The sequence below is a fragment of the Longimicrobium sp. genome (assembly GCA_036387335.1).
Taxonomy (GTDB): domain Bacteria; phylum Gemmatimonadota; class Gemmatimonadetes; order Longimicrobiales; family Longimicrobiaceae; genus Longimicrobium.
In genome coordinates this window covers 1-23,539 of sequence record DASVTZ010000147.1, presented here as the reverse complement: position 1 = coordinate 23,539, position 23,539 = coordinate 1, and the positions used below count along the sequence as shown (strand labels likewise).

Genomic DNA, 23,539 nt, shown 5'->3' with positions numbered 1-23,539 from the left:
ATTTGCACACCCGGCGATTCTGGACGCAGCCGGTTGCATTAGACTAGCACCCTCTCTGCAGGGAGGACCGGGACCCGGTTTTTCGAGCGCGCCGACACGGAGCTGGACGTCTGAGGCACCGCGCGTCGACGCGACGCTGGTGAAGTCACTGCTTCGCAACCATGTTGAGCACTGCGTCCTAACCATTATAGAGAGCACACCCCTGCTGCGAATCAATCAGCGGTCGCGAACAGGCGTGAACCGCAGCAAGGAGCCGCCCTCATGAGATGCCCGACCAAGTATGTGGGTCCGGACGTGCACTAGGCAACCATGTCGACGACGGTGCGGGACTCGGAGAGGCAAGATCATCGCGCGCCGAGCTCTCCGCTGAGGAAGCGGCGCTGCGGGTGTTGGAGTACCGCGGCCGGCTGGACATCGTGGGTCACCTGCGCAGCAGGTCCTCGTGGACGCGGAGATTGCGGCGCAGCCCGCGTTCACCGGGTGCCAGGCGGGGATCGGGCAGGGGTGCATCACCGAGAACGGGACCGTGTTCCCGTGCGTGCTCCTCCCTGTCCCTTGGCGAACGTTCGGGAGCGTCCCTTCGCGCATATCTGGCGGGAAGCTCCCGGCTGCAGCAGCGTGACGTCAGCCTGCCTCGCCCACATTGCCGCCCGCGCCGGCACACCCAGACCGTTGTCACGAACTCTCGCACTGCGCTCCACCGGGTCGAGGAGGATCTCGATGCGCCCTTCCCCTTCCTGGAGCACCCCCCTTCGCACGGCCGCGTCGATGGAGTCGGCCGAGTTCTGGACGTACTCTCGGTAGACGGAGAGCGGATCGACGTACATCGCGGTGCTAAGAAGCTCGACGATGTCCTTGCCGACGACCAGGCTCTCTGCGTCCACGGGTCGGAGCGGACCGGGCGCCGCGCCTTTCTGAGCTCGCCCGCTGAGCGGGACCATGACGTGGGCGCTCATGCGACGACTCCAACGGCCACGTGAGTCGCGGCACGGCGGGCGATGCTGCCCCGTGCAAGACTGCTCTGACGCGGGGTCGGCGCTTGGTCGTCCGCATCCCGCGGAAGGACCTCATCGTCGTCGAGTCCCGCGTCCTCGACCCGCACGTCGTTAGAGAGCCGACTCGCGTGGTAGTCGAGGAGACTCCCGCTGAGTCCCTTCGCCTTGCTGTTGATCACACTGAAGATTTCAAGTTCCTCGCGCTCACTGAGCCCCACGAACGTCATGAATGGAAGCATTACGTCCAGATCAGCGATCTTGCCCAGCCGGTGCTGGCAGTCGACCTGAGACAGCGGCTTTCCACAATCCGTGCGGATGACGAGGACGGCGGACCCACCAGGCGCTTGTGAGATCTGCCATGGCGAGTTCTCGGACTCTGAGGAAGGACGAAGATTGAAAGCAAGAGGGATCGTCGTGCTGCCGGGCTTCTTGATGTAGCGCCGAAAGTCGGCGCTATGGGCCGAATTGAATCGGCGCCGACCAGGAACTCGCGAGCATGCGCAAGCGGAACCCCTCCCCCCCCCCCGAGACCCCTTTTTACCAAACCATCCGTGAACGCTCCCGAACAGGCAGCCATCGGTGATCGGACCGTGTATGTTTTTGTGTATGTTTCTACCCCCGCAAACCGCATCAAAAGGTGTTTCGGATGCAGCAGGGTCCATCGAAAAAGCTAGTAATTCCGCCATCTTGCGCATTCTCGATGATGAGTTGACTTAGATGGGGTTCAGGGGGTCGCCGGTTCAAATCCGGCCGTCCCGACTATAGAAGACAAGGGGGTCCCGCAACGGCTTCCGTTGCGGGGCTTTTTGCGTTCTCTTGTCCTGCCGCGACCACGGCATCGCGTCTCCAAGGACCATGCGGCTTCAGGAAAAGTGGGCCCAGGGCACGCTCAGAAACCGATCATAGCCCGAAGACGTGTTATCTTAATCTTACGAATGGCAGTTTACAGGGTTGACGAATCCGCAGACGACACGTACAATACCGTTCGTAATCGGCCAACGGGCGATAACGCGGTACGCGACGCGGCCGAATCAAACGTTTCTCGCCATGGAGGGAGCCATGAATGTAGCGGTGATAGTGGGGAAGCAGGCAGGGAAAGTCGTGCTTACGGGACAGATGCGTGCCGCTGACGTCGTGACTTACCTGCGGAACGGCACGCTTGCGGTGAATCCCGAGGCACAGCGCTCGCTCGCCAAGGGGGCGTCCAAGGGCCAATCCACGCGAGAACTGATCGAAGGCGATCGCGTTCACACTTCCCCACGCATGATGGAAATCGTGAAGTTTTACCACCGTGTGATGGACAACACAGAGAAGCAGAGCGCTGTAGAAGGTTTTCTGGGGGCCGTTCAGTTGGCCATTCCAGAAGGGTTTAGCCGGGCACGCTTCGTCCGGTTCACCCCCGGTCCGGCATCAGCCGACAGCTACAGCGTGGGAAAGTTCCGCGATGCTCTCGGCCCTTACGGTTATGCTGGAATCCTTGAAATCAGCGCTGATCTTGGCGAGGAAGCCCTGCACATCGCGGATGGCCAGGGCCGCTGCGTCGGATTTCTTTCTCTTGAGCGGAAGGTCGCACTTGACCTCGATCGTGCACGCAAAGCGTTGCGGAAGACGGAGAAGCGCGGAGACGATGCCCGGCGAGAGCGCCAAGTCGTCACGGATCTCGAAGCGGTGATGGCCCGGATCAGGACGTTTCTCTCCAAGACGATGATGCCGTTCGTGGTGTACGCGGCGGATATCGCGGAGGATGGTGCTGTTGCCGGGATTCCGGTGGAGGCCGAACGCCGGTTGTACATCGAAGGGAACGCCCTGAACAGCCGTGCGGCGCAGGAGGACATGCTGAAGTTTGAGCACTTTAGCCCCGTGATTCTCCTCCTTCAGCAGATGCGCATGGAGCCGCAGTTCGCGTGGATGAGCCAGGACCATATCGAGGAGGATTCGAAGTCGCTGGGCAGCACCAGTTCCAAACTTTTCACGCTCTCCACCCTGGTGCAGGCGTTCAGCCGTTCGGCGGTGAACCACACGCAACCCATCAAAGAAGCTGAGCGCGACCTAGACATCATGCGCACTCGTGAGGACTTCGTGCGCGCCTTCTGGACCTACGTTTCCGACATCTTCGGTTCCTATTGGATTCCCTCGACGGAGCAGTCGGTGGGCGAGCGCGTCGCCTACCTTCGGGACCGAAGAGACGAGCAGAACGTGGCTTTCACCGCCGTCTTCCTGCAGGCACTCGGGAAGCTGGGTTACAGGATGGGTCAGGATGCGGAATGGAGCGTCGATGCGACCGATCTCGAGCGGCTAGATGCGCTCGCCCCGGGCACGGTGAGCTATGTCGCCCGGAACGGAGAGGGGCCTGATGGCTATGACCCTGCTTGGACGGGTGCGCTGATGAAGCCGGCCGGCGAAGGGCGCTGGGTGTTCAACAATGTATCCGACTCCGTGACGAAGACATATACGACGCTCTGTGCCCACATGGGGCTCCCGGTCAGCGTCGCAACCAGCGAGGCGCAGGACGTCTAATCCCGCTCTCCTCGCGCTCTCGCCCCGAGGCGCGACGGGCTTGAATAGGAGCAGTGAGGGGAGGAGGAGTTCCGCGTGGAGGCGGCTGACGAGGCGGTGTACGCGCGTGGGGCAACCCTCGCACCTCAAAATCAACAGATGCAGGAGTAGGTCCGATGGCGCTGGAAGACGACGCGGGCATCTCGCAGGAAGGTGGCACCGAAGCGCCGAGAGAACCCGCCCCGGGCGCGCCCGCCGCCCATCCGCTCTCCGCCCCTGTTCGGTTGCCGGCGCCTGAGGAACTGGAGGTGCGTCTGGTGAACGCCAGCAACAGTGAACGCCTAGACGAATACAACGTTGACTTCGCAGTGATGCTCGGGTGCGCGATGCTGTTCGCGGGTAGCCTGCTCAGTTTGGTGGTGGCGGCAGCGCTCCAGAAGGACGGATTGGACAGCAGGGGAATCGTCGTCCATCTGGTCGTCGGCGCCATGCTGCTCATCCCGACCACCATCTTCGGATACTGGGCACACATTTTCCGCGCCCGGTACAGGCGCGCGAGGTCTGGCGGGCACATGCCGCGTCAGTGAATTACTCCGGCTACCCGGCCCCTCCACGTCACAGCGGCGCCCGTAAACATGGGCACCGCTGTTGTGTTTGGTACCCTGAATTCTAGATAGCACTGCTGGCTCTCAGATCAACGTTCCAATGGATTACTCGCGCTGATGGAGTACGGGCCTCACCCTACGCCTGCTCGCTGCAGCCGCTGTGGAGTCCAGACCCGCTGGCGATACTGCTCCAGCAAGTAATCGGCGAGGAGGACAATGTCCTTTGAGGTGTTCTGCAGATCGTTCCACTTACGCGGGGTGTCCGGGAAATCCCAGTGCCCCGAGGTCCAGCGGCACACCTCGGCGAGGGGGGTCAGGTCGGCGCGGAAGGCGGCGGCCTCCGCTGGGCCGGCATCTAGGTAACGATCGGCGATAGCGTCCATCACAAAGCCCATCGCCACGATTCCCACACCGTGCATCAGCCGGGAGTGGCGCGGCTTCTGACCCCACGCCTTCTGGAACACCTCGGCCGCGGCGCTCCAGAACGCCTTGAGGACGGCCAGCATTTCGTCGATGTCCCCGCGGCCGGTGTGGGGGTCGCGGAACCGGTGGAGGGCGCCTTCGTGAAGGCTGTTTTCCAGCATCCGCAGGATGGAGTTGTCCTTGACGACACCCTCGGGGTTGGTGGGCGTCTGGATCATCCCGCGGAATGGCGAGTTGTGGTCCCGGTTCAGCCGCTCCAACAGAAGCGCGGGAAAGCGCCGGCGCTGGAGCGCGCCCGGGAGACGCGACTCCGTTCCGGGGAGGAGCTCGTAGATCAGCCCCTTGGGAAGCGGCTTGGTGGCGTTCACCAGTATGAACTGCTCCACCTGCTCTTGCTGGTCGTCGGTGATAAAGGCGGTGACGCTGATAGGGAAGCGATCCACGCGCGCCTCGCGGATGGCGGCGCAACGCTGCTGCCCGTCCACCACCCACCCTGGCTTCGTCTCGTCGGGAAGCGTCGGGTCTACTGGGATAAACAAGAAGCCGAAGCGGCTGTCGCCGGATGCGGCCGACGGGATGTCCACCGGCTCGAAGCGGACGCGGCGGTCGAAGGCGACTACCACAGAGTTAGGGATCAGGGGGCGCTCCGATTCCAGGTACCCTCGGATCTCAGCGACATGCGAGATGACCTCCGGTCGCTGGTAACCGCGGATCTCCTCCCCCTCGTCGCGGTGGACGCGAGAGATCGTGGTAAAGCTGGGGAGCAGCTTCCCGTCCACGGCGAAGCTGTACAGCACCCGCTCCGGCCCCTGGCGAATCTCCAGCGCCGGGAGCCGCAGCATGGCGACCTCTCGCATCGGCCTCTCCGAGTGTGGCCCGTTCATCGTACGACGGCCAGAGCCGGCCGCCGCGTCCTCGTCCCCGCAAGCTCCTGGTGGAGCCGTTCGTACAGCACAGTCAAGTTGTGGAACCCGCGGCGCCGGTTGCGCTCCGCCCCGCGGAAGATGATCACGTGAATACCCAGTGCCCGGCATATCTCGCAAGGGCACTCCTTCCAGGGCCGCGCTTCCAACGTCTCGCGGTAGGCGCGCCTCCGGTCCGCCTTCTCGTCGTGGATGCGCTCGTATGCCAGCAGCGGCTCGAGCGCATCGTCGATCTCCGCGTGGCCGACGTCATAGTCGCGAAGGGCGCGGAGCGATGCCTGCTCGAGCGCCCGGGCCTGCTCCTGATTCACCTGCCCGGCCGCAATGCGGCGCTGGAGCCGGGGGTTGCCCTGCACCTGCGGCACCCGAAGCGCGACGTAGCTGCGCGCCATGGTGTGGTAGTTGTCGCGGGCATCCTTGAACGCCTGCAGCAGCGGCATGGTGCTGTCGAAGCTGGTGACCCCGTAGCCCTGGAACTCCAGTACGTGATCACAGCGCGTGACCCCCAGCAGATGCAGGCGCGTACCGCGATGGCGCACGGTGGAGACAGCTTCCAGGCACGCCAGGATGTCCGGAGTGCGTAGCGGCACCATCCCGCCCAGCGCGATGGCATCATACCCCATCCGCTGGAGCTTGTCGACCGCGTCCGCGTACGATGCCGGGCTCCACCCCTGCGCTACTCCCAGCGGCTCGAAGCCGCATCCCTGCGACCTGTGGGTGCGGAGAAAGTCGTCCCCCAACGCCAGGGTGATGCTTTGCCGCATCCGTGCATCGTCGAGGCGTTCTCCCAGCGGGAAGTAGTCCAGGATCACGTGATCCACCGAGATCCCCTGGTCGAACCCGCACAGGGTGTAGAACTGTAAGACCTCGTCGATCGTGAATGGCGGCTGCTCCTCTCGCACGTATGAGAAGGCTCCGCAGTCTCCCAACGTCGAGAGGCGGCGTCCACCCAGGCGCTCGTCCAAGCGCAGGAACCCCCGCACACCGAGGCGGAACAGTCGGTGACGCTGGGCGAGCGAGTACTTTCCGCTGCCGCTCCCGGAGCCGTCCACTATGGCCTTGGAGACCAGGACGCCGTCGAAGGGCGGGTCGGCGAACACCTCATGCGCGTACTGGTCATCGCGCTGGCGGATGCGGAACTCGGCCCGGGTCTCCAGTTCGAAATCGAAGCTGGGATCCACGGAGTCATGGCTGTCCGGGAAGAAGAACTTCATGAATGAACGGCGTGGAGACGGTCGAAGAGGCGCCCGAACCGCTTCTCCTCGAACGCCCACCCCATTTCGCTCCGCAGCTTGCGCAGGAGCGGCGTCTTACGAGCATCCGGGCGGGCGGCGAGCTCGGCACGAAGGTAGCCCTCCACCTCCGCTTCGGAGACGCGCCGCCGCGTGACGGGAGTGCGCGCCGGGATCGATCCCAAGATGGAGCGTAACCGTTCGTTGAGGGCGTCGGCCGACGTCTCCGACCCGCCCTGGAGGAGGAGGAGGGCCACGCGCACGTTCAGCGACATGGCGGCACCGGCGAGCGGCCCTCCGCTCCCCTGCAGGCGCCAGTCGAAGTGCAGGAAGTTCCGCTCCAGCCCGGGGAGCCCCCTGCACCCGGCGGAGACGAGCACCAGGCGATCCTCCTCGTCCAGCGCACCCGCCGCAGCGGCTAGGTCGGCGCGCATAGCGTTGAGGTAAGTCGACGACGCGACCACCCACACGGCGGCCCCAGGGTCAGTGCGCGCGAGCGCCTCCACGGTGCGCGGAGCGCCGGGCTGCGGCCCCTCCCACTCCGACACTCCCCGCCACCACGCTTCTACCCCCTGGGCATGGGTGCCGCCGTCGCCCGATCGCCACACGGCGTCAGGATTCCCACGGGAGAAGGTGGCAGAGTAGGGGCGCACCGGCGCGTCGGCTGGCACCAGGCCATACCCGGCGGAGCAGACCCACAGCCGCGCATCCATCCCGCGTGCGGTGGCGGCGGCTGGAAGCTCGCACCCCTTCTGCCAGTGGTCGCCTGCATACAGGTCGCACAAGGGAACGCGGGGCTCCTCCACGGCCGAGGCAGCGAGTGCCGCGAGCCAGCGGGCGAGACGCTGGCCTGGCGCGTCGGCCGCGTATGAGCGCAACTGGAGCGCCGACGGGGCGGCGTGCCGCTTCCGCTTGGTGCAGGTGAGCACCACGTTCACGCGCGGCACCGTGTCCATTACTCCGCTGCCTCCGGCCCGCGATACACGCACCCGGAGGTGCACGTCTCCCGCACCGCTACACGGCTAAGACCCGGCAGAGCCGCCGCCACCTCGTTCCAAATCCACTGCGCCAGGTTCTCACTGGTGGGGTTCTCCAGCCCGGCGATCTCGTTCAGGTAGTTATGATCCAGGCGGTCGTAAGTCGCCTGGAAGGCGGCCTTAATGTCGGAAAAATCCGCCACCCACCCGAGCACCGGGTGCACGGGGCCGCGCACGTGGATGCGCACGCGGAAGCTGTGGCCGTGCAGGCGCGCGCACTTGTGCCCGTCCGGGACGTTGGGGAGCCGGTGGGCCGCCTCGAAGGTGAACTCCTTGAAGATCTCCATGTGCTTACCGTATCCCCGCCACTTTGTGGGTCTGAACGGAAAGCCTCCAAGGCGGACCGAGTTCCATCACCGCGCGGATCGCCTCGGCGTAGTTAGGACCCGTCCCGGGAAGGTCCACCGGCTGAAGGAAGTAATGGCCGAAGTGGGTGTCAGTTGCCATACGCCGCACCGCGTCCACGTCCGGCGTAATCCCAGGTGTCGCGGTGCCGGTGAAGAGGAGCTTGAGCTCGTTCCCTTCGCGCTGCGCGAACCGGGGCTGCTTGGGGCTCACCGTCAGCCAATCCAGCAGCGCGCGGTCGACGGGACGGGATCCGTTGGATTCCATGCTCACCCGGTAGCCGCGCGCGCGCAACGCCCGGGAAAGGGGCGCATCGAACTGGAGGGACGGCTCGCCTCCGGTGACCACCAGCAGCAGCCCCGGCCGCTCGCCCCCGAACCCGTCCTCAGCGGCGGCGCGTACCAGCGCTAGCGTACCCTCCACGTCTACGGTGTGCTCGGCCTTCGCCCAGTCCGTGTCACACCAGGGGCACACCTCCAGGCCCAGGTTGCACCCGGCGAAGCGCAGGAACACCGCCGGGGTCCCCGCCTGCGCTCCTTCCCCCTGAAGCGTGGGGAACACCTCCTTGACCCCATACTTGCGAACTCCGTTCCAGACAGGGGAGGGGCTCGCGGATCGGAGGACTCGGGGCGAGGCGGCGCTCACCACGTGACCACCGCGGATTCAGCCATCACTTCCCTCCAGTACCCGGCATCCTCGTAAACTGTAGGGTCGTCGAACCCAGCCTGAGCGATGGCCCATGCGCGCTCCACGCAAGTCCCGCAGCGCCCACAGTGGTCCGCCCCGCCCTGGTAGCAAGACCATGTCTCCGCGAGCGGCACTCCCAGCCGCCGGGCATCGCGGGCGATGGTCACCTTATCCGCGTCCAGGTACGGTGTACTGAGCTCGATGTGTGTGCCCAGAGACGCGTTCTGCATCTCTTGGAAGAGTTCGATGAAGTTACGACGGCAATCCGGGTAGATGGCGTGGTCGCCGGAGTGCACGGCCGCGGCTACCCGAACCGCGTCCTCGCTGGCCGCGACGGCAAAGGCCGCGGCCAGCATCAGCGCATTGCGGTTCGGCACCACAGTGAGCTTCATCGACTCTGCCTCGTAGTGCCCCTGGGGCACGGGCACCGCTTGGTTTGTGAGCGCTGAGGTGGCGAGGAGGTGGGTAACGCTCGTGAGGTCCACCACATCGTACGCGGCGCCGAAGCGCTCCGCGGTGCGCCGCGCGTAGTCCATCTCCTTGCGGTGCCGCTGCCCGTAGTCCACCGACAGCCCGTGCAGGGCGAACCCTTCGGCCGCCATGCGGTAGAACAGCGTGGTGCTGTCCAGCCCGCCGCTCAGCAGCACAACAGCCCTGGGCTTCATCTCGCCTCCTTCACGCGGATCCGTTGAAGAGCTTGAGTTGCTCCCTTCCTGCCGAGTCGAGCGGTTCGACGCGGTTCGCGTACTCGCGGGCCTGCTCCAGCTCGGACGGGGTGAAGACCCGCTGACGATCACGAAAGGTGTGGCCGCCGGGCACTACTCCCTCGCGGCGCCAACGCCAAAAGGTTTGCCGTGACACACCTAGCGCGTCCGCAACCTCATTGGCTGTGAGATAGACCGCCCCCTGGATCTCGATGGGCATGCCGGTCCGGGTTGTAAAGGGACGAAGTTGCACGGCGTTGCATAGCGTCACCCTATGTAACGTCGAGTAACATGTACACGCCCCTTCTTCCCTGCAATCCTGCGGCGGTTGTTCGGGATAGAAAGGCCACCTAACATCTGGGGAGAGCGCTTAGAGCGGTGGCGCTCAGGCGAGGCCAACGTGTCGGACCCCTGACGTGCCTACGGCGTGCACTTGCTGGCGTGTTCGAGTCGCAAGAGTCCCGTGGCGCCAGATGCGAGACTTGGTCATCGGCGTTCTGGCGCCGGTTTTTCTTCGGTGATAGATTGATGTCCCGCTAGTCTCCGCGGGCCGCGGGGCGGTCCACCCGGTATACCAATTTTTCGACGGGGAAGCAGATGAGCAACGTGACAGCGAAGGAGCAGACGTGGGTCGAGATGCTGGGGTGGCTCGCGGACGCGCCTCTCTTCATCGACCGGAACCAGATTGGGCGCTTCTACGACGCCGTCATCCGTCCCGAGTTCGAGACGGACGCGGTCACAGTCGAACTCTCGGAGGAGAACATCCGCCAACTCAAACTGAGCGCAAAGGCGGGTGCGGAGTTCGACCTGGGCGGTCTGGCGAAGCTGCTCACATATTTCCCAGGACTCAAATTGACCGCGGAAGCGGGGGCTGAGAACTCCGAAGAGAATAAGCGCGGAATCACGCAGACCTCGCAGACCCGTGTGATCTCCAACCCTCAGCGACAACTTGAGCACTTGATCTTCCACTACCTATCCAAGCACGTGGACCGCCTGCGCCTCGTGAACGATCCGGCTCAGGATTGGTGGCGCATCCCCGCTGAAGTGAAGCTGGTTCCTCGCCAGTTCGTATTCCTCGACCTTCATGGCGAATCGGAAGCGGGTGAGGGAAAGGGTACCCGGCTGATCCCGACTGCGGCGGAGTTCGAGAACGGCAAGATCATCCAGTTGTATGACAAGCTGATTCACCGGCTCGGCAAAAAAGCGGGGAGTGTTCCGATCCGCTACCCGGAGAAGTCGACGGGTGAAAAACCGCTCAAGGAGAGCCGGAGGGAGTACTGGGCATGGTTCCAGACCCACTTCAGCGCGGTGCAGGCCATGGAAGTCGTGGAAGAGGCGGCGTCCGACAACGGGCGGATCCGCTGGGTCGACTACCGCCTGCCGCTTGACGAGCACGGCGATACGCTCCACCTGCACGTGGCGCCCGCCTGCGAGTACGACACGGGGACCTTCGCCTACAACCTCATCAAGCGCGGGTTCAAGCACGGCATCCGGCTGGTGGGGACACTAAAGTCCGAGCCGGACATGAACGTGCTGGCTATCTACGACAAGTGACCCGGGTGGAGGGCGCGGGGGCAGGCGGATGATGTAAGCGGCAGACGATTGCCGCGGCGAGGCCTTTGCTTATTTTCGTTGTCCTCAGCGGATGAAGCGGCGGGGCTGGCGCAGGAGGTCCGCCGTCTACTGTCGGCCACCCGCCTCCAGACTGCCGGCCCATTCCGCCACTTTGCCGTTTCGGACGGTGGCTTTGCGGAGTGTGGGGCGCAGATCGAACTCGAGCGCGCCGGTTGCACGCTTGGCTAGGTCGCGAGCGGCGTCGCCTAGGCGGCGGTGCTCCGCGGGCGTAGCGTCCTCCACCATCAGCTCCTCGGTCCGGCCGAAACCGCCCTGCGTGAATTGGCGCTCCCCGGCAGGGCGCTGGGGGGGGTCAACAGCAGCTTCGCGTAGAGGTGGCCTAGGAAGCGGAGATCCGCGTGAGCTTCGCTAAAGCGCCCACCCGATCCGTAGCGCGTGGCAGCGTTCGACTCCGGCGCCCGGACAAGTGGAAGCCTCCATCGCTTCAGCGGTGGGAGGCTTTCTTTTTGAACTCGGAAACTCCGTGCGGGTCTTCTATCCTTCGCGCGCGAGGCGGCGGAACTCGGTGGGGGTGGCGCCGGCGCAGTGGAGGAAGGTGCGGTAGAAGGCGCGGGGGCTTCCGAAGCCGGCCAGTCGCGCGATCTCGCCGGTGGAGAGGGAGGTGGTCGCGAGGAGCTCCTGGGCGCGGCGCACCTGGAGCTGGCGGAAGGCTTCGGCGGGGGAGCGGCCGGTGGCGGCGCCGAACTCCCGCGTGAGGCGCTCGCGCGAGAGGTCCAGCATCCGCGCCATCGCTGCCACGCGCGGTGCGCGGCCGGCGCGAAGGCAGTGCTCCATGAACTCACTCATCAGCGCGTTCCATTCCTCGGCGCTCCGCGGAACCGCGCCGCTCGCGGGGGGCGCGGAGGGCGGGATCGCGCGCGTTTCCGCCGATGCGCGCCGGGGCGGCGGCGCAGCGGGCGGCGGGGCACAGAGGCCTCCGTCCATCACGGCCGAGGTGGACCGCGCAGAAAACTGGTCACAAAATGTCACTTGTCGCATCCAGGCGGTTGGCGCATCCTGGGACACAGGACGGCGGACACTCGATTGTGTTTCGCCCGACGACTGCAACGTACATACGGACGAACGGTGGCGCAAAGGATTCCGTCCCGCGCGATGCCGCCGCCGTCCGGCCAGCGACCATCCCCCCGCACTCCCGTCCCAGCGCCCACGCATCCCCCGGGCGCAGGACGCGGTGCTCGCCGTCCCCAGGCGCCGGAATCGTGGGGGCGCGGGCGACTCATCATGACCGGTCCTCATGTGCCCACCCGCCAGCCAGACTGATCCACGCTTCCCATCCAACGGAGAGGACGAGGTGCGGACGCTGGTCGCCGCCAGCGTGCGCCTGTACCGCGACGGCATCAGCCAGGGCCTTCAACGCAGCCCCGGGGTGCGCGTGGTGGGGACGGCGGGCGACGCGCGCGAGGTGCTGGCCTGCGTGGAGCAGAGCGCGCCGCACGTGGTCCTGCTGGACGTGTCCATGCCGGGGGCGCTGCAGCTGGTGCACGACATCCCCCACACGGTGAAGGCGGTCGTGTTCGCGGTGGACGAAGAGCACGAGGACACGGTGATGGCGTGCGTGGAGGCGGGGGTGGCCGGGTGGGTGGGGCGCGACGGATCGCTGGAGCACCTGGCGCGCGCGGTGCTGAGCGCCGCGCGCGGCGAGCTGGAGTGCTCGGCGCGGGTGGCGGCGCTGCTCTCCAACCGTGTTGCCGCGCTGGCGCGAACGGGTCGCGCGGCGCCGCCGGGGGTGCAGCTCACTCCTCGCGAGGCCGAGGTGGCGGAGCTGATCAGCCGCGGGCTCACCAACAAGCATATCGCTCGCACCCTGGCCCTGCAGCCCGCGACGGTGAAGAACCACGTGCACCACATCCTGGAGAAGCTGGACGTGCCGACGCGGGGCGAGGCCGGCGCCCTGCTGCGCACCCTGCAACTGTCCGGGTCCGGCTCGCGCTACTGAGCTCGATCCACCATCGCCGGTTCACGCGATCCACTTCGGGCCGCCCTCCACGTCGGGGGGCGGCCCGATGACGTACTGCTGGCGCGTGATACCATTTAGAGGAGATCGGTCTGCATCCTGAACAGCTTTGTCTCACGCGGAGGCGCGGAGACGCAGAGAGAGAACGACAGAGATAACCTTTTTGCGGTTCTCTCTGTGGCTCCGTGTGAGCCATGCAGTCGCTGTTTCCTCCCGCGTCTCCGCGCCTCCGCGTGAGACTTCCCCGCCCGCGATCCACTATCCCCCTGGAACCGTGGTCTAGATCCAACGGTTCAGGCGCTTCGTTCACTTGGACGAGCCCGATGCAGGAGGGCGCGCGTGCGGCCATCGCGGATGCGTACCACGCGTGCCTCACGTGGTGGGGGCGGGCGGGGCGCAAGTGTCCCGGGGGTGCGGGCCGCGGCGTGCACCCTCACCCCCACCCATCGGCCCATTCGCGGAGGGGGCGCCGCGCGCATCCTGTATGGGCGGCCGGGATGCCGCCCCAGGCCACGCCTCTCCAGGAGCCTCCCCCTGATCCGTGTCGCCCTCGCGGTTGAGCCGCCGGTGCTGCGGGACGTGCTCCGCGAGATACTGGCCCAGGCGCCCGACCTGGTGCTGCTGGACGGCGCGTCCGTGGACGACACACGAGAGATCCCGGCTCAAGCCGACGTGGTGGTGATCACCGACCCATCCCCCGAGAACGATACGGTCCCCGCCCTGATGCTCTACCGCTCCCCCCGCACGCGGGTGCTGGCCCTGTCCGGCGACGCCCGCCACGCCTTCCTCTACGAGCTTCGCCCGCACCGCACACCGCTGGGTGAGCTGGGGCGGGAGCGCCTGCTGGCCGCGGTGCGCGCCGCGGCGCCCGGGGAGGCGCGGTGAGCACACACGCGGCGATCGCGAGCGCCATGGAGGCGGTGGTCCGCCTGCTGAGAGCCAGCTACGACCCGGCCGAGTTCAACGGCGCCGTGCTCGACTTCCAGGTCTACGTATCGGACGACTTCAACCATCCCATGGAGCAGGGGGTGTCGCTCTTCCTGTACCGGGTCTACCACAACGGAGGCGCGCGCAACCCGGCCGGCCGCACGCTGGACGGGCGCCGCCAGCGCACCCGGCTGCCGGTGGACCTGCACTTCATGGCCACGGCGTGGGCGCGCAAGGCGTCGCTGCAGCACGAGATCGCGGGGTGGATGATGCGGGTGCTGGAGGACAACCCCGTGCTTCCGGCCGGGCTCCTCAACTCCTACCGCCCGGGCGTGTTCCAGCCCGAGGAGACCGTCACGATCTCCCTCACCGACCTGTCGGTGGAGGACACCTTTCGCATCTGGGAGGTGATGATCGACCACGCGTACCAGCTCTCCGTGCCTTACGTGGCGCGCACGCTGGACCTGGAGTCGACCCGCTCCGACGCGCTGTTCGGGCCGGTGCAGGAGCGCGAGTTCGGGATGGGCGTGCTGGAGGAGGCGTTTCCGTGAGCGGCGCGCTCGCACCCCGCATCCGCGTGCTGGAGCGGACGCGCTCGTTCTCGCCGCTGGGGATCCGCTTCTGGGATGCCGCCTTCGACGTACCCGTGACCGATTCGCTGCGCGTGTTCGCGTGGCTGGCGGGGGGCGGCTTTCCCCCCGTGCGCGCGGTGCGCAGCGGGTCGGGCGTGTACTCCTTCCCCGCCCTTCCCGGCCGCCGCGAGCAGGAGCTTCCGGCGGCGGACGAGGAGCACCCGGAGCTGGCCGGGCCGCCGCAGGAGTACGCCATCGCGGTGGACGACCCCGCCGGGCGCTGGCTGCCCACCGCCTTCTCGGTGACGCTGCCGCTGGGCTACCGGGGCGAGTTCCTGGGCGCGTCGGCGGCCAGCGTGCCGGGGCCCGCGGGGCGCGCCTACCTGTTCTCGTCGCCCGCGCGGCCGGTGCCTGCCAGCGCCGCCACCGTCCGCGCCGACCTGTGGGACGCGGAGCTCGAGCGCCCCGCCGCGTGGGCGGTGCTGCGCGCCACGGTGGAGGGCGTGACCCACACGGCCGTGGCCGACGAGGAGGGGCGCGCGCTCCTGGTGCTCCCCGTTCCCTCGGTGGACCGGCTGCGGCTGGGCTCGCCTCCCGGGAGCGGGCAGGGCGCGCCGGCGGGGAACCGCTGGCCGGTGTCCGTGGAGGCGTGGTACGAGCCGGGGGCGCTGCGCTTCCCGTTCGCAGGCTGCACGGACGTGGACAGCGCGTGGCCGGAGCGCCCCTCGATCAAGAGCGTGCTGGACGAGCAGCGCGCCGCGCAGCTCTGGCAGGAGGATGGACAACCGCCGGTGGACGACCACACGGCGGAGCTCGTGTACGGCGAGGAGCTGGTGCTCCGCACCCTGGCGGCCGGCGGGGCCGCGCTCCTCCCTCGCCTGTGGATCTCCGCCGCAGCGTCGCCCCCGTAACCCTGGAGAGCAGAAGATGCCCGAATACCTTGCCCCCGGCGTGTACGTGGAAGAGACCAGCTTCCGCGCAAAGAGCATCGAGGGGGTCAGCACCAGCACCGCCGGCTTCGTGGGCCCGGCCCGCTACGGCCCCGCCGACGGGCTTCCCGAGCTGGTCACCAGCTTCGCCGAGTTCGAGCGCGTCTTCGGCGGGCTGGACCGCCTGGAGTACGTGGGCGAGACGGAGCGCGCGCACAACTACCTGGCGCACGGCGTCCGGAACTTCTTCGACAACGGGGGCAAGCGCCTCTACGTGTCGCGCATCTACGCCCTGCCGCAGGCGGAGGACGACCAGCCGCTCGTGGGCGACGACCTGGCGCTGGCCACCTCCGGTGGGCGCGCCACGGCGGTGATCGGCGACCTGACGCTGCGGGCCCGCTACCCCGGGCGCGCCGGCGACTGCCGCGTCTCGTTCGCGTTCCGCGTGGGCGGCAACGTGCTGGCCACCGACCGCGACCCGGTGAGCGGCGTGACCTTCAACGTGCTTCGCGGGGTGAACCCCGACGACGTGGTCTACATCGCCGACCAGGGGAGCCCCGCCGGGGTGACGCCGGCGGGCGGGATGCTCTTTCGCGCCGAGCGCTACTTCGACGACGTGCTGGGGCGCAGCAACTGGCGGCTGCACCCGGGCGACGGGAGCGGCGCGTGGGACCTGGCTACGCTGGTGGCCGAGGGCACCGGGCGCGACAGCGTGCACGTGGTGAGCGTGAGCGTGGAGGTCACCTTCGTGGACCGCGTGGGGAACGTGCTGCGGCGCGACACCTTCGAGAACCTGGGGCTGCACCCGGAGGGGCGCCGCTCGGTGGGCACCACCTTCGCCGCCGACATCCCCAACCGCGCCCAGTCGCTGCGCACGCCGGTCACGTTCGAGTTCGCCCCCACGCTCAACGAGGGCGCGGAGGTGGCCCGGCTGCTCCTGGACCAGCTCACCCCCGCCGTGGGAGCGGACGTGCCGGCGGCCAGCGGGCAGACGTTCGAGGTGGCGCTCACCGGCGGGAGCGACGGGTACCGTCCCCTTCCCGAGCACTACGAGGGCGACGACACCGACGTGCGCCACAAGACGGGGCTGCGGGCGCTGGAGGACGTTTCCGACATCTCCATCGTGGCCGCGCCGGGCTACTCGGCCGGCGGCAACGTGGACGACGACGCCCGCGCCGCTACCCAGGCCGTGAGCAACGCGCTGGTGAGCCACGCCGAGCGCATGCGCTACCGCATCGCCGTGCTGGACAGCGCCAACGACCAGGCGCTGGCCGACGTGCGCGCGCAGCGGGCGCAGCTCGACTCCAGCCACGCCGCCCTCTACTACCCCTGGGTCCGCATCCTGGACCCGGTGACGGACCAGGAGATCGTGCTCCCCCCCAGCGGCTTCGTCGCCGGGATCTACGCGCGCAACGACGTGGAAAAGGGGGTGCACAAGGCCCCCGCCAACGAGGTGGTGCGCGGTGCGCTGGGCTTCGAGATCTCGCTCAACAAGGGGCAGCAGGACGTGCTGAACCCCGAGGGGATCAACTGCTTCCGCTTCTTCGAGGGGCGCGGCAACCGGCTGTGGGGGGCGCGCACCATCAGCAGCGATCCCGAGTGGAAGTACGTGAACCTGCGCCGCTACTTCGCCTTCCTGGAGCGCAGCATCGAGCGGGGGACGCAGTGGGTGGTGTTCGAGAACAACAGCGAGCCGCTGTGGGCCAACGTGCGGCGCACCATCGAGGACTTCCTGTACAACGAGTGGAAGCAGAACCACCTGATGGGCGACAAGCCGGAGACCAGCTACTTCGTGAAGTGCGACCGCAGCACCATGACGCAGAACGACTTCGACAACGGCCGGCTGATCTGCCTGATCGGCGTGGCCCCGGTGCGCCCCGCGGAGTTCGTGATCTTCCGCATCGGCCAGTGGACGGGCGACCGCAAGGCGTGAGCACCGGGCCCGCGGCCGCGCGCCCCCGCGCGGCCGCCCCGGACCCCTGATCCGCGCAGCACACCCCCGCGCGAGGCAATTCGCAAGGAGAGCCAACGATGGCCGTAGAACGCGAGCGTCCCTACAACCAGTTCAACTTCCGGGTGGTGATCGAGAACGGCCCCGACGCGGCCAGCACCCGCGCGGCGTTCCAGGAGGTGAGCGGACTGGGGATGGAGATCACCGTGGCGGAGTACCGCGCGGGGAACTCCAAAGACAACGCCCCCCTCAAGATCACCGGCACCTACAAGGTCCCCGACGTGACCCTGAAGCGCGGGCTGATCGGCGACCTGGAGACGCTGTACAACTGGATCAGCGAGGTGCGCGACGGAAGCCAGACGGCGCTGCGCACGGTGACCATCGAGCTGCAGAGCGAGGACCACACGCAGACGGTGCAGGCGTGGAAGCTCACCAACGCGCGGCCCACCAAGTACACGGGCCCCTCGCTGAGCGGCAAGGGAACCGACGTGGCGGTGGAGGAGCTGGTGCTGGCCGCCGAACGCATCGACCTCGAGTAGGCGGCACCGCTCCATGGCCACCGCCGCGCCGCGCCTTCCCGGCATCCGCTTCGAGACCGTCACCGTTCCGGCGCCCCCAGGGCTCCCCCGGATGGACGTGGCGGCCTTCGCGGGCTTCGCCGCCTCGGGTCCCGTGGGGATTCCCGTGGCGGTGGAGGACGTGGTGCGCTTCGGCGAGATCTTCGGCGGCGAGCTGCCGCTGGCGTGGGACCCCGTGCGCGGCGAGACCACGTACGCCCACCTGGCGCCGGCGGTGCGCGAGTTTTTTCGCAACGGGGGCCGGCGCTGCTGGGTGCTGCGCCTGGCGCGCCGCCCCCGCGCGGCGCGCTTCCTGGTGCCCGGCGTGCTGCGCGGGCGGGGCGGCGCCGTGGCCGGGGCGGCGTGGGCGCGCGCGTCGTCGCCCGGGAGCTGGGCGGACGCGGTGAGCGTGAACGCCACCACCCTGCGCAAGAGCCTCCCCGCCAGCGCGGTCCAGCGGGTGGCGCACGGCTTCCGGCTCCTGCGCCCCGAGACGCGCGACCTGCTGCGGGTGGACTACCCCGCCAGCGGCACGGTGGCCTTCCTTCCCCCGCGCCCCGCCCCGGACGACGCGGACCGCACCCGCGCCGAGCGGCAGGCCGAGCAGCTGCGCGCGGCTGGCGACGGCTACTGGTTCCGCTCGCTCCTTCCCGGCGCCTTTCCCGCGCAGGCGCCCGTCTCGCTGGCCTTCCTGGGCGCGGGGCGCACCCGCGCCGTCGCCGCGCTCGATTGGAAGGTGGGGAACGGGGAGGTGCGGGTGTCGCTCTCCGAGGGGCACGCGGCGGGGATCCGCCCCGGGTGCTGGCTGGTGGCCAAGGTCGCCGCGCCGCCCGCCCCCTTTCGGAGCTCCATCTTCCTGCTGGTGGACGAGGAGGAGCGGGGCGACTCGGCGCGCACCTTCGTGGTGCGGCGCGCCTGGGGGATGCTGAAGACGGGGCCCGCGTGGGGCGATGTCGCCGCCGAGCCGTGGGTGGCCTCGCTGGCCGCGGCGGAGCTGTGGGCGCGCCGCACCACCGAGTCGCTGCTGCGCGCCGCCGACGTGGCGCTGGCGCCCGGGCACCCGCGCTACTTCGGCCTCTTTCCCCCCGACCAGCTTCTTTATGAGCCGGTGGAGGAGGTGGCGCGCGGCATCGCGGGGCCCGCGCTGTGGGGCGCCGTGGAGCGGGGGGTGGCGGCGCCGCTGTGGGCCGAGCTGGGGCGCCCGCGCTTCCCGCTGGCCGCGCCCCGGCGCACCGCGGGCGACGTCTACCTTCCCCTGGGTCTGCTGGCCCTTCCCCGCGACGACCTCTTTCAGCCGGCGCAGGTGAGGAACGCCACGGCGCTGGAGCGCGACGGCCTGCACCACTTCGACGTGAATCTGTTCCTGGACGCGGCGCTCGCCGACGAGGGGGCGGAGACGCTGCTCGATACCGCCTTCCAGCGCCAGTACCAGCAGCGGCCGGGGGTGCGCCCCACGCGCATGCACGCGCTGCTCCCGGTGGAGGAGGCTTCCATCCTCGCCATGCCGGACGCGGTGCACACGGGGTGGAGCTGGCGCGAGGGGAGCGAACACGCCCCGCCCGCCGTCCCCGATGCGCCCGCGATCACCTCCGTCACCGGTCCCGATGGCGATGAGGGGGTGATGGAGGTGGCCTGGACCGCGGTCGCGGGCGCCACCGGCTACGTGCTGGAAGACTCGTCCGACCCGCGCTTCGGGCGGGGCGGGCGGCGCACGAACACGCGGAACCCAGCCGCGCGCCTGCTGCGCCCGGCGCCCTGCCCCGCGGCCACCTGGCTGCGCGTGCGCGCCGAGGCCGAATCCGGGCGCAGCGCCTGGTCCGAGAGCTGGCTGCAGGGGGTGCCGCGCGACCGCTTCCGCGCCTGTGGCGCCGCCGCTCTCCCGGCGCCGGTGCTCGATCCGGTGGCGGTGGAGGAGCAGCGATTGGCGCTCACGTGGAGCGGCCCGGGCGACGCGTTCGTGCTGGAGACTTCGGTGGAGCCGTCGTTCGGCGCGCCCACGCGGCTGTACGCGGGGCCCGCGCGGCAGTACGAGGCGTGGGCGCCGGACGGGGCCGCGTACTTCCGCGCCGCTGCGCGGCGCGGGGGCGAGGAGAGCCCCTGGTCGGCCACCGTCGCGTACGCCCCGCCGACCGCCCCCCGCTGGGAGAGCAACGCCGCCGCCGACCCCGCGCTGCTGCCCGTCCTTCACCAGGCCATGCTGCGCTTCTGCGCGGCACGCTCGGACATCTTCACCGTCATCTCCCTCCCCGTGCGCATGCGCGAGGAGGAGGCGCTGGCGCACGCGGCCGCGCTCGCCGACAGCCTGGGCGCCGGCTCCGCCGAGCCGGGCGACCAGGCGGCGCGCACCCTGTCGTTCGGCGCGCTCTACCACCCGTGGACGGTGGTGGCGCCCGCATCGTCCGGGCAGCCCACGCGCGCCATTCCGCCAGACGGCGCGGTGAGCGGCGTGCTGGCGGCGCGCGCCCTGGCGCTGGGCGCGTGGGCCGCCCCCGCCAACCAGCCGCTGGCCGGGGTGGTGGCGCTGGAGCCCCGCCTGGGCGCCGCCGCGCGCAGCGCCTTCCTGGGGCGGCGGGTGAACGCAGTGGCCCCCTTCCCCCGCGGCTTCATGGCGTGGAGCGAGGAGACGCTCTCCGACGACGCCGAGCTCTCGGGCGTGGGCGTGCGCCGGCTGCTGATCCTGCTGCGCCGCCTCGCCCTGCGCGAGGGGAACCTCTACGTCTTCCAGCCCAACGACGCCTCCTTCCGCCGCCTGGTGCAGCGCCAGTTCGACACGCTGCTGGCCGACATGTTCACCCGCGGCGCCTTCGCCGGCGCAGTGGCCGAGCAGGGGTTCCGGGTGGTGACGGACGACACGGTGAACCCGGCGGCGAACGTGGAGCTGGGGCGGCTGGTGGTGGAGCTGCGGGTGGCTCCCTCGCGCCCACTGGCCTTCCTGACCGTGCGCCTGGTGCAGACCGGCGCCGGCGTCACCGTGCAGGAGCGCTGACGTGAGCGCCTTCGACGCCTCCGACGCCGCGGCGCACCCGTTCACCGCCTTCAACTTCGAGGTGGAGATCCAGGTGCCCGGCGTGGCGGACAAGCTGTGCCACGCCGCGTTCAGCGAGGTCGACGGGCTGGAGATGAGCATGGAGCCCAAGACGATCCGCGAGGGCGGGCGCAACGCGGGGCCGGTGCACATGGCCGGGCCGGTGGACTTCGGTCAGCTCACCCTGAAGCGCGGGATGACGGCCAACGTGGACCTGTGGCGCTGGTTCGAGGCGGTGAGCGCCCCCGGCGGCGGCGGCCTGCGCGGCACCGCCAGCGTGGTGGTGATGGGCGGCGACCGCACGGTGCAGATGCAGTTCCGGCTGGAGGGGTGCCTGCCGGTGAAGCTGAAGGCGCCGGCGTTTTCGGCCAAGGATGGGCAGTTGGCGATCGAGGAGATGCAGGTGGCGTATGAGGCGCTGCGGCTGCTTTAGGGGCGGGGAATGGGGAATCGGGAATAGGGAATAGGGAATAGGGAGGACGATGCCGAACGCAAAGGAACGGGCGCTGGCCAAGGCGGTGCTCACGGAGCTGTGGCCGGGGAGCGACGGGGCGCTCAAGGAGCAGAACAAGGACGGCGGGGAGCCACGCAAGGTGGTGGTGCAGTTCAACCCCGAGACGCTCAAGGTCTCCTTCAGCAACCAGAACGCGGGGGGAAGCCAGCCCGGCGGCTCGTCCACGCAGTTCGTGGGCAAGGGCGCCACCAAGCTTTCGCTGCAGCTCTGGTTCGACGTGCAGCTTCCCCTCCCCGCCGGCGCGGCCGACCCCGGGGGCGACGTGCGCAAGCTCACCAGCGAGGTCACCTACTTCATGACCCCGCAGGAGACCACCAAGGACGGGGAGACGGGGCTGCTTCCCCCCGGCGTCCAGTTCCAGTGGGGGACGTTCATGTTCAAGGGGACGGTGGACTCGCTGGAAGAGTCGCTGGAGTACTTCTCCGAAGAGGGCAAGCCGCTGCGCGCCAGCATGTCGCTCAACCTGAGCAAGCAGGACCTGGCGATCGAGTTCGGCGACCCCAACAAGGGCGTCACCTCGCCCGCGGCCGAGGCGGCGCGGGCGGCGTCGGGGGGCAAGGGGTCGGCGGCGCCGGGAACCCGTCCCATGCAGCCGGCGCGCGACGGCGACACGGTGCAGGGGGCCTCCTCCAAGGCGGGGGTGGGCGACTGGAAGAAGGTGGCGCTCGCCAACGGGATCGAGAACCCGCGCCTGGTGCCCCCCGGCAAGCTCCTGGACGTTTCCGGAACCGTCTCCGTCTCCGCCGCCGCATCGCTGGGGCTGAGCGGCGCCACCGCCCCGTCGCTCAAGGGGTCCGCGGGATTCTCCGCCGGTGCCTCGGTCGGCGGCTCCGCGTCGCTGGCGGGGGCGTCCATCTCCGCCACCGCATCCACATCCATCCGCAGGTGACGCCATGCCCGTGATCGTGAACGAGATGGAGGTGGTGCTGGCTCCCGAGCCCGCCTCCGGCGGCGGCGCGGAGATGCAGCCGCCCGCCCCGCCGGTCTCCCCGCGCGTCCACGCCGAGCTGCAGGAGCGCCGCACGCGCATCCAGCTCCGCCTGCTGGCGCACTGACGCCCGCGCACGACTCCCTCTCTCCCGCTTCCCGAGGACCATGCCCGACACCGGCGCTCCCGGCATCTACGCTTCCCGCCCCCGAATCTCCATCGACGGGCGCGAGGAGGCCGCGCTCGCCGCCCAGGTCCAGGACCTGTTCGTGGAGGAGACGGCGGAGGGGCTGTACCGCTGCGAGGCCACGTTCATCAACTGGGGACCGAAGAACGGCGCCGTGGGCTTCCTCTACTTCGGCCGCGACGTGCTGGAGTTCGGAAAGACGCTCAAGATCGAGATGGGGGCCGGCGATGGGGCGGGGACGGTGTTCGAGGGACGGATCACGGCGATCGAGGCGCGCTTTTCCGGCGCGCGGCCGCCCGAGCTGCTGGTGTTGGCCGAGGACCGCCTGCAGGACCTGCGCATGACGCGGCGCACGCGGACCTTCGAGGACGTGAGCGACGCGGAGGTGGTGCGCCGCATCGCCAGCGCCCACTCGCTGCGCGCGGACGTGGACTTCAGCGGGCCGACGCACCGCGTGGTGGCGCAGGTGAACCAGAGCGACCTGGCGCTGGCCCGCGAGCGCGCCCGCGCCGCCGGCGCCGAGCTGTGGATGGAGGGCGACACGCTCAAGGCCAAGCCGCGCACCGCCCGCGACGCCGGCAGCGCAACCCTCACCGTGGGGCAGGCGCTGATCGAGCTCTCCGTGACGGCGGACCTGGCCCACCAGGCCACCGGCTTCACCGTCGCCGGGTGGGACGTGGCGGGGAAGCGCGCGGTGTCGCACCGGGCCACGGACACGGTGGTGCAGGCGGAGCTGAACGGCGGCGACGCGGGCGGATCGGTGCTGCAGTCCGCGCTGGCCGCGCGCGACCAGCAGGTGGTGCACGACCTTCCCGTGAACGTGGACGAGGCGCGCGCGCTGGCCGAGGCGCACTACGCCCGCGCGGCACGCCGCTTCGTGGTGGGCCAGGGGGTGGCGGAGGGCGATGCGCGT

At 69.0% G+C, this 23,539-nt stretch carries 24 protein-coding genes; 15 read left to right on the top strand and 9 right to left on the bottom strand.

Features of this window, described 5'->3' with window-relative positions; all coding sequences use genetic code 11:
- Positions 1–509 precede the first annotated feature (509 nt).
- Complete coding sequence (locus VF647_13810) at positions 510–956, bottom strand: hypothetical protein (GenBank protein HEX8453174.1); 447 nt, start codon at positions 954–956, stop codon at positions 510–512.
- Between the two features lie 83 nt (positions 957–1,039).
- On the opposite strand from VF647_13810, the gene VF647_13805 reads away from it, so the two are divergent.
- The 3 genes from VF647_13805 to VF647_13795 all read left to right on the top strand — a co-directional run bounded on the left by VF647_13805 (position 1,040) and on the right by VF647_13795 (position 4,078).
- A complete protein-coding gene (locus tag VF647_13805) occupies positions 1,040–1,345 on the top strand; it encodes a hypothetical protein (GenBank protein ID HEX8453173.1) in 306 nt (101 codons plus the stop codon).
- A 709-nt stretch (positions 1,346–2,054) separates the two neighbouring features.
- Complete coding sequence (locus VF647_13800; protein HEX8453172.1) at positions 2,055–3,512, top strand: DNA sulfur modification protein DndB; 1,458 nt, start codon at positions 2,055–2,057, stop codon at positions 3,510–3,512.
- 155 nt (positions 3,513–3,667) lie between these two features.
- Positions 3,668–4,078, top strand: a complete 411-nt coding sequence (locus VF647_13795) for a hypothetical protein (GenBank protein HEX8453171.1) — start codon at positions 3,668–3,670, stop codon at positions 4,076–4,078.
- 149 nt (positions 4,079–4,227) lie between these two features.
- Here the strand turns inward: VF647_13795 and dbpB are convergent, their stop codons facing one another.
- The 7 genes from dbpB to VF647_13760 all read right to left on the bottom strand — a co-directional run bounded on the left by dbpB (position 4,228) and on the right by VF647_13760 (position 9,667).
- Positions 4,228–5,376, bottom strand: a complete 1,149-nt coding sequence (gene dbpB, locus VF647_13790) for a DGQHR domain-containing protein DpdB (GenBank protein HEX8453170.1) — start codon at positions 5,374–5,376, stop codon at positions 4,228–4,230.
- 23 nt (positions 5,377–5,399) lie between these two features.
- Positions 5,400–6,656, bottom strand: a complete 1,257-nt coding sequence (gene dpdA, locus VF647_13785) for a tRNA-guanine transglycosylase DpdA (protein HEX8453169.1) — start codon at positions 6,654–6,656, stop codon at positions 5,400–5,402.
- A complete protein-coding gene (locus tag VF647_13780) occupies positions 6,653–7,630 on the bottom strand; it encodes a hypothetical protein (protein ID HEX8453168.1) in 978 nt (325 codons plus the stop codon). The genes dpdA and VF647_13780 overlap by 4 nt, the downstream gene beginning before the upstream one ends.
- On the bottom strand, positions 7,630–7,998 hold the full coding sequence (gene queD / locus VF647_13775) for a 6-carboxytetrahydropterin synthase QueD (protein HEX8453167.1): 369 nt from the start codon (positions 7,996–7,998) through the stop codon (positions 7,630–7,632). Before queD ends, VF647_13780 begins: the two co-directional genes overlap by 1 nt.
- Before the next feature lie 4 nt (positions 7,999–8,002).
- The gene (locus VF647_13770) at positions 8,003–8,617 is read right to left on the bottom strand and encodes a hypothetical protein (GenBank protein HEX8453166.1); all 615 of its coding nucleotides are present in this window, start codon (positions 8,615–8,617) and stop codon (positions 8,003–8,005) included.
- 80 nt (positions 8,618–8,697) lie between these two features.
- Positions 8,698–9,408, bottom strand: coding sequence for a 7-cyano-7-deazaguanine synthase QueC (gene queC, locus VF647_13765; GenBank protein HEX8453165.1), 711 nt, complete (start codon positions 9,406–9,408; stop codon positions 8,698–8,700).
- Between the two features lie 10 nt (positions 9,409–9,418).
- On the bottom strand, positions 9,419–9,667 hold the full coding sequence (locus VF647_13760) for a helix-turn-helix domain-containing protein (GenBank protein ID HEX8453164.1): 249 nt from the start codon (positions 9,665–9,667) through the stop codon (positions 9,419–9,421).
- Between the two features lie 377 nt (positions 9,668–10,044).
- Between VF647_13760 and VF647_13755 the strand changes: the two genes are divergently transcribed.
- On the top strand, positions 10,045–11,001 hold the full coding sequence (locus VF647_13755; protein ID HEX8453163.1) for a hypothetical protein: 957 nt from the start codon (positions 10,045–10,047) through the stop codon (positions 10,999–11,001).
- 555 nt (positions 11,002–11,556) lie between these two features.
- Here the strand turns inward: VF647_13755 and VF647_13750 are convergent.
- Positions 11,557–11,868, bottom strand: a complete 312-nt coding sequence (locus tag VF647_13750; protein HEX8453162.1) for a helix-turn-helix domain-containing protein — start codon at positions 11,866–11,868, stop codon at positions 11,557–11,559.
- Between the two features lie 505 nt (positions 11,869–12,373).
- Here VF647_13750 and VF647_13745 point away from each other — a divergent pair.
- From VF647_13745 to VF647_13695, 11 genes are all read left to right on the top strand, one after another.
- Positions 12,374–13,018 carry a response regulator transcription factor gene (locus VF647_13745; GenBank protein ID HEX8453161.1) on the top strand — a complete coding sequence of 215 codons (645 nt, stop codon included), beginning with the start codon at positions 12,374–12,376 and terminating at the stop codon, positions 13,016–13,018.
- Between the two features lie 597 nt (positions 13,019–13,615).
- Positions 13,616–13,921 carry a hypothetical protein gene (locus VF647_13740; protein HEX8453160.1) on the top strand — a complete coding sequence of 102 codons (306 nt, stop codon included), beginning with the start codon at positions 13,616–13,618 and terminating at the stop codon, positions 13,919–13,921.
- On the top strand, positions 13,918–14,514 hold the full coding sequence (locus VF647_13735) for a DUF4255 domain-containing protein (protein ID HEX8453159.1): 597 nt from the start codon (positions 13,918–13,920) through the stop codon (positions 14,512–14,514). Before VF647_13740 ends, VF647_13735 begins: the two co-directional genes overlap by 4 nt.
- Complete coding sequence (locus tag VF647_13730) at positions 14,511–15,446, top strand: hypothetical protein (GenBank protein HEX8453158.1); 936 nt, start codon at positions 14,511–14,513, stop codon at positions 15,444–15,446. Before VF647_13735 ends, VF647_13730 begins: the two co-directional genes overlap by 4 nt.
- Before the next feature lie 16 nt (positions 15,447–15,462).
- On the top strand, positions 15,463–17,397 hold the full coding sequence (locus VF647_13725) for a phage tail sheath subtilisin-like domain-containing protein (GenBank protein ID HEX8453157.1): 1,935 nt from the start codon (positions 15,463–15,465) through the stop codon (positions 17,395–17,397).
- Positions 17,398–17,495: 98 nt separating this feature from the next.
- Positions 17,496–17,954, top strand: a complete 459-nt coding sequence (locus VF647_13720) for a phage tail protein (protein HEX8453156.1) — start codon at positions 17,496–17,498, stop codon at positions 17,952–17,954.
- A gap of 13 nt (positions 17,955–17,967) precedes the next feature.
- Positions 17,968–20,958, top strand: a complete 2,991-nt coding sequence (locus VF647_13715; GenBank protein HEX8453155.1) for a hypothetical protein — start codon at positions 17,968–17,970, stop codon at positions 20,956–20,958.
- 1 nt (position 20,959) lies between these two features.
- Positions 20,960–21,430, top strand: a complete 471-nt coding sequence (locus VF647_13710; GenBank protein HEX8453154.1) for a phage tail protein — start codon at positions 20,960–20,962, stop codon at positions 21,428–21,430.
- A gap of 49 nt (positions 21,431–21,479) precedes the next feature.
- Positions 21,480–22,400 (top strand): hypothetical protein, encoded by a 921-nt coding sequence (locus VF647_13705; GenBank protein HEX8453153.1) that lies wholly within the window; start codon positions 21,480–21,482, stop codon positions 22,398–22,400.
- 4 nt (positions 22,401–22,404) lie between these two features.
- Complete coding sequence (locus tag VF647_13700) at positions 22,405–22,566, top strand: hypothetical protein (protein ID HEX8453152.1); 162 nt, start codon at positions 22,405–22,407, stop codon at positions 22,564–22,566.
- Between the two features lie 40 nt (positions 22,567–22,606).
- Positions 22,607–23,539, top strand: a 933-nt coding sequence (locus tag VF647_13695; GenBank protein ID HEX8453151.1) for a hypothetical protein, incomplete at its 3' end; no start/stop codon positions are given.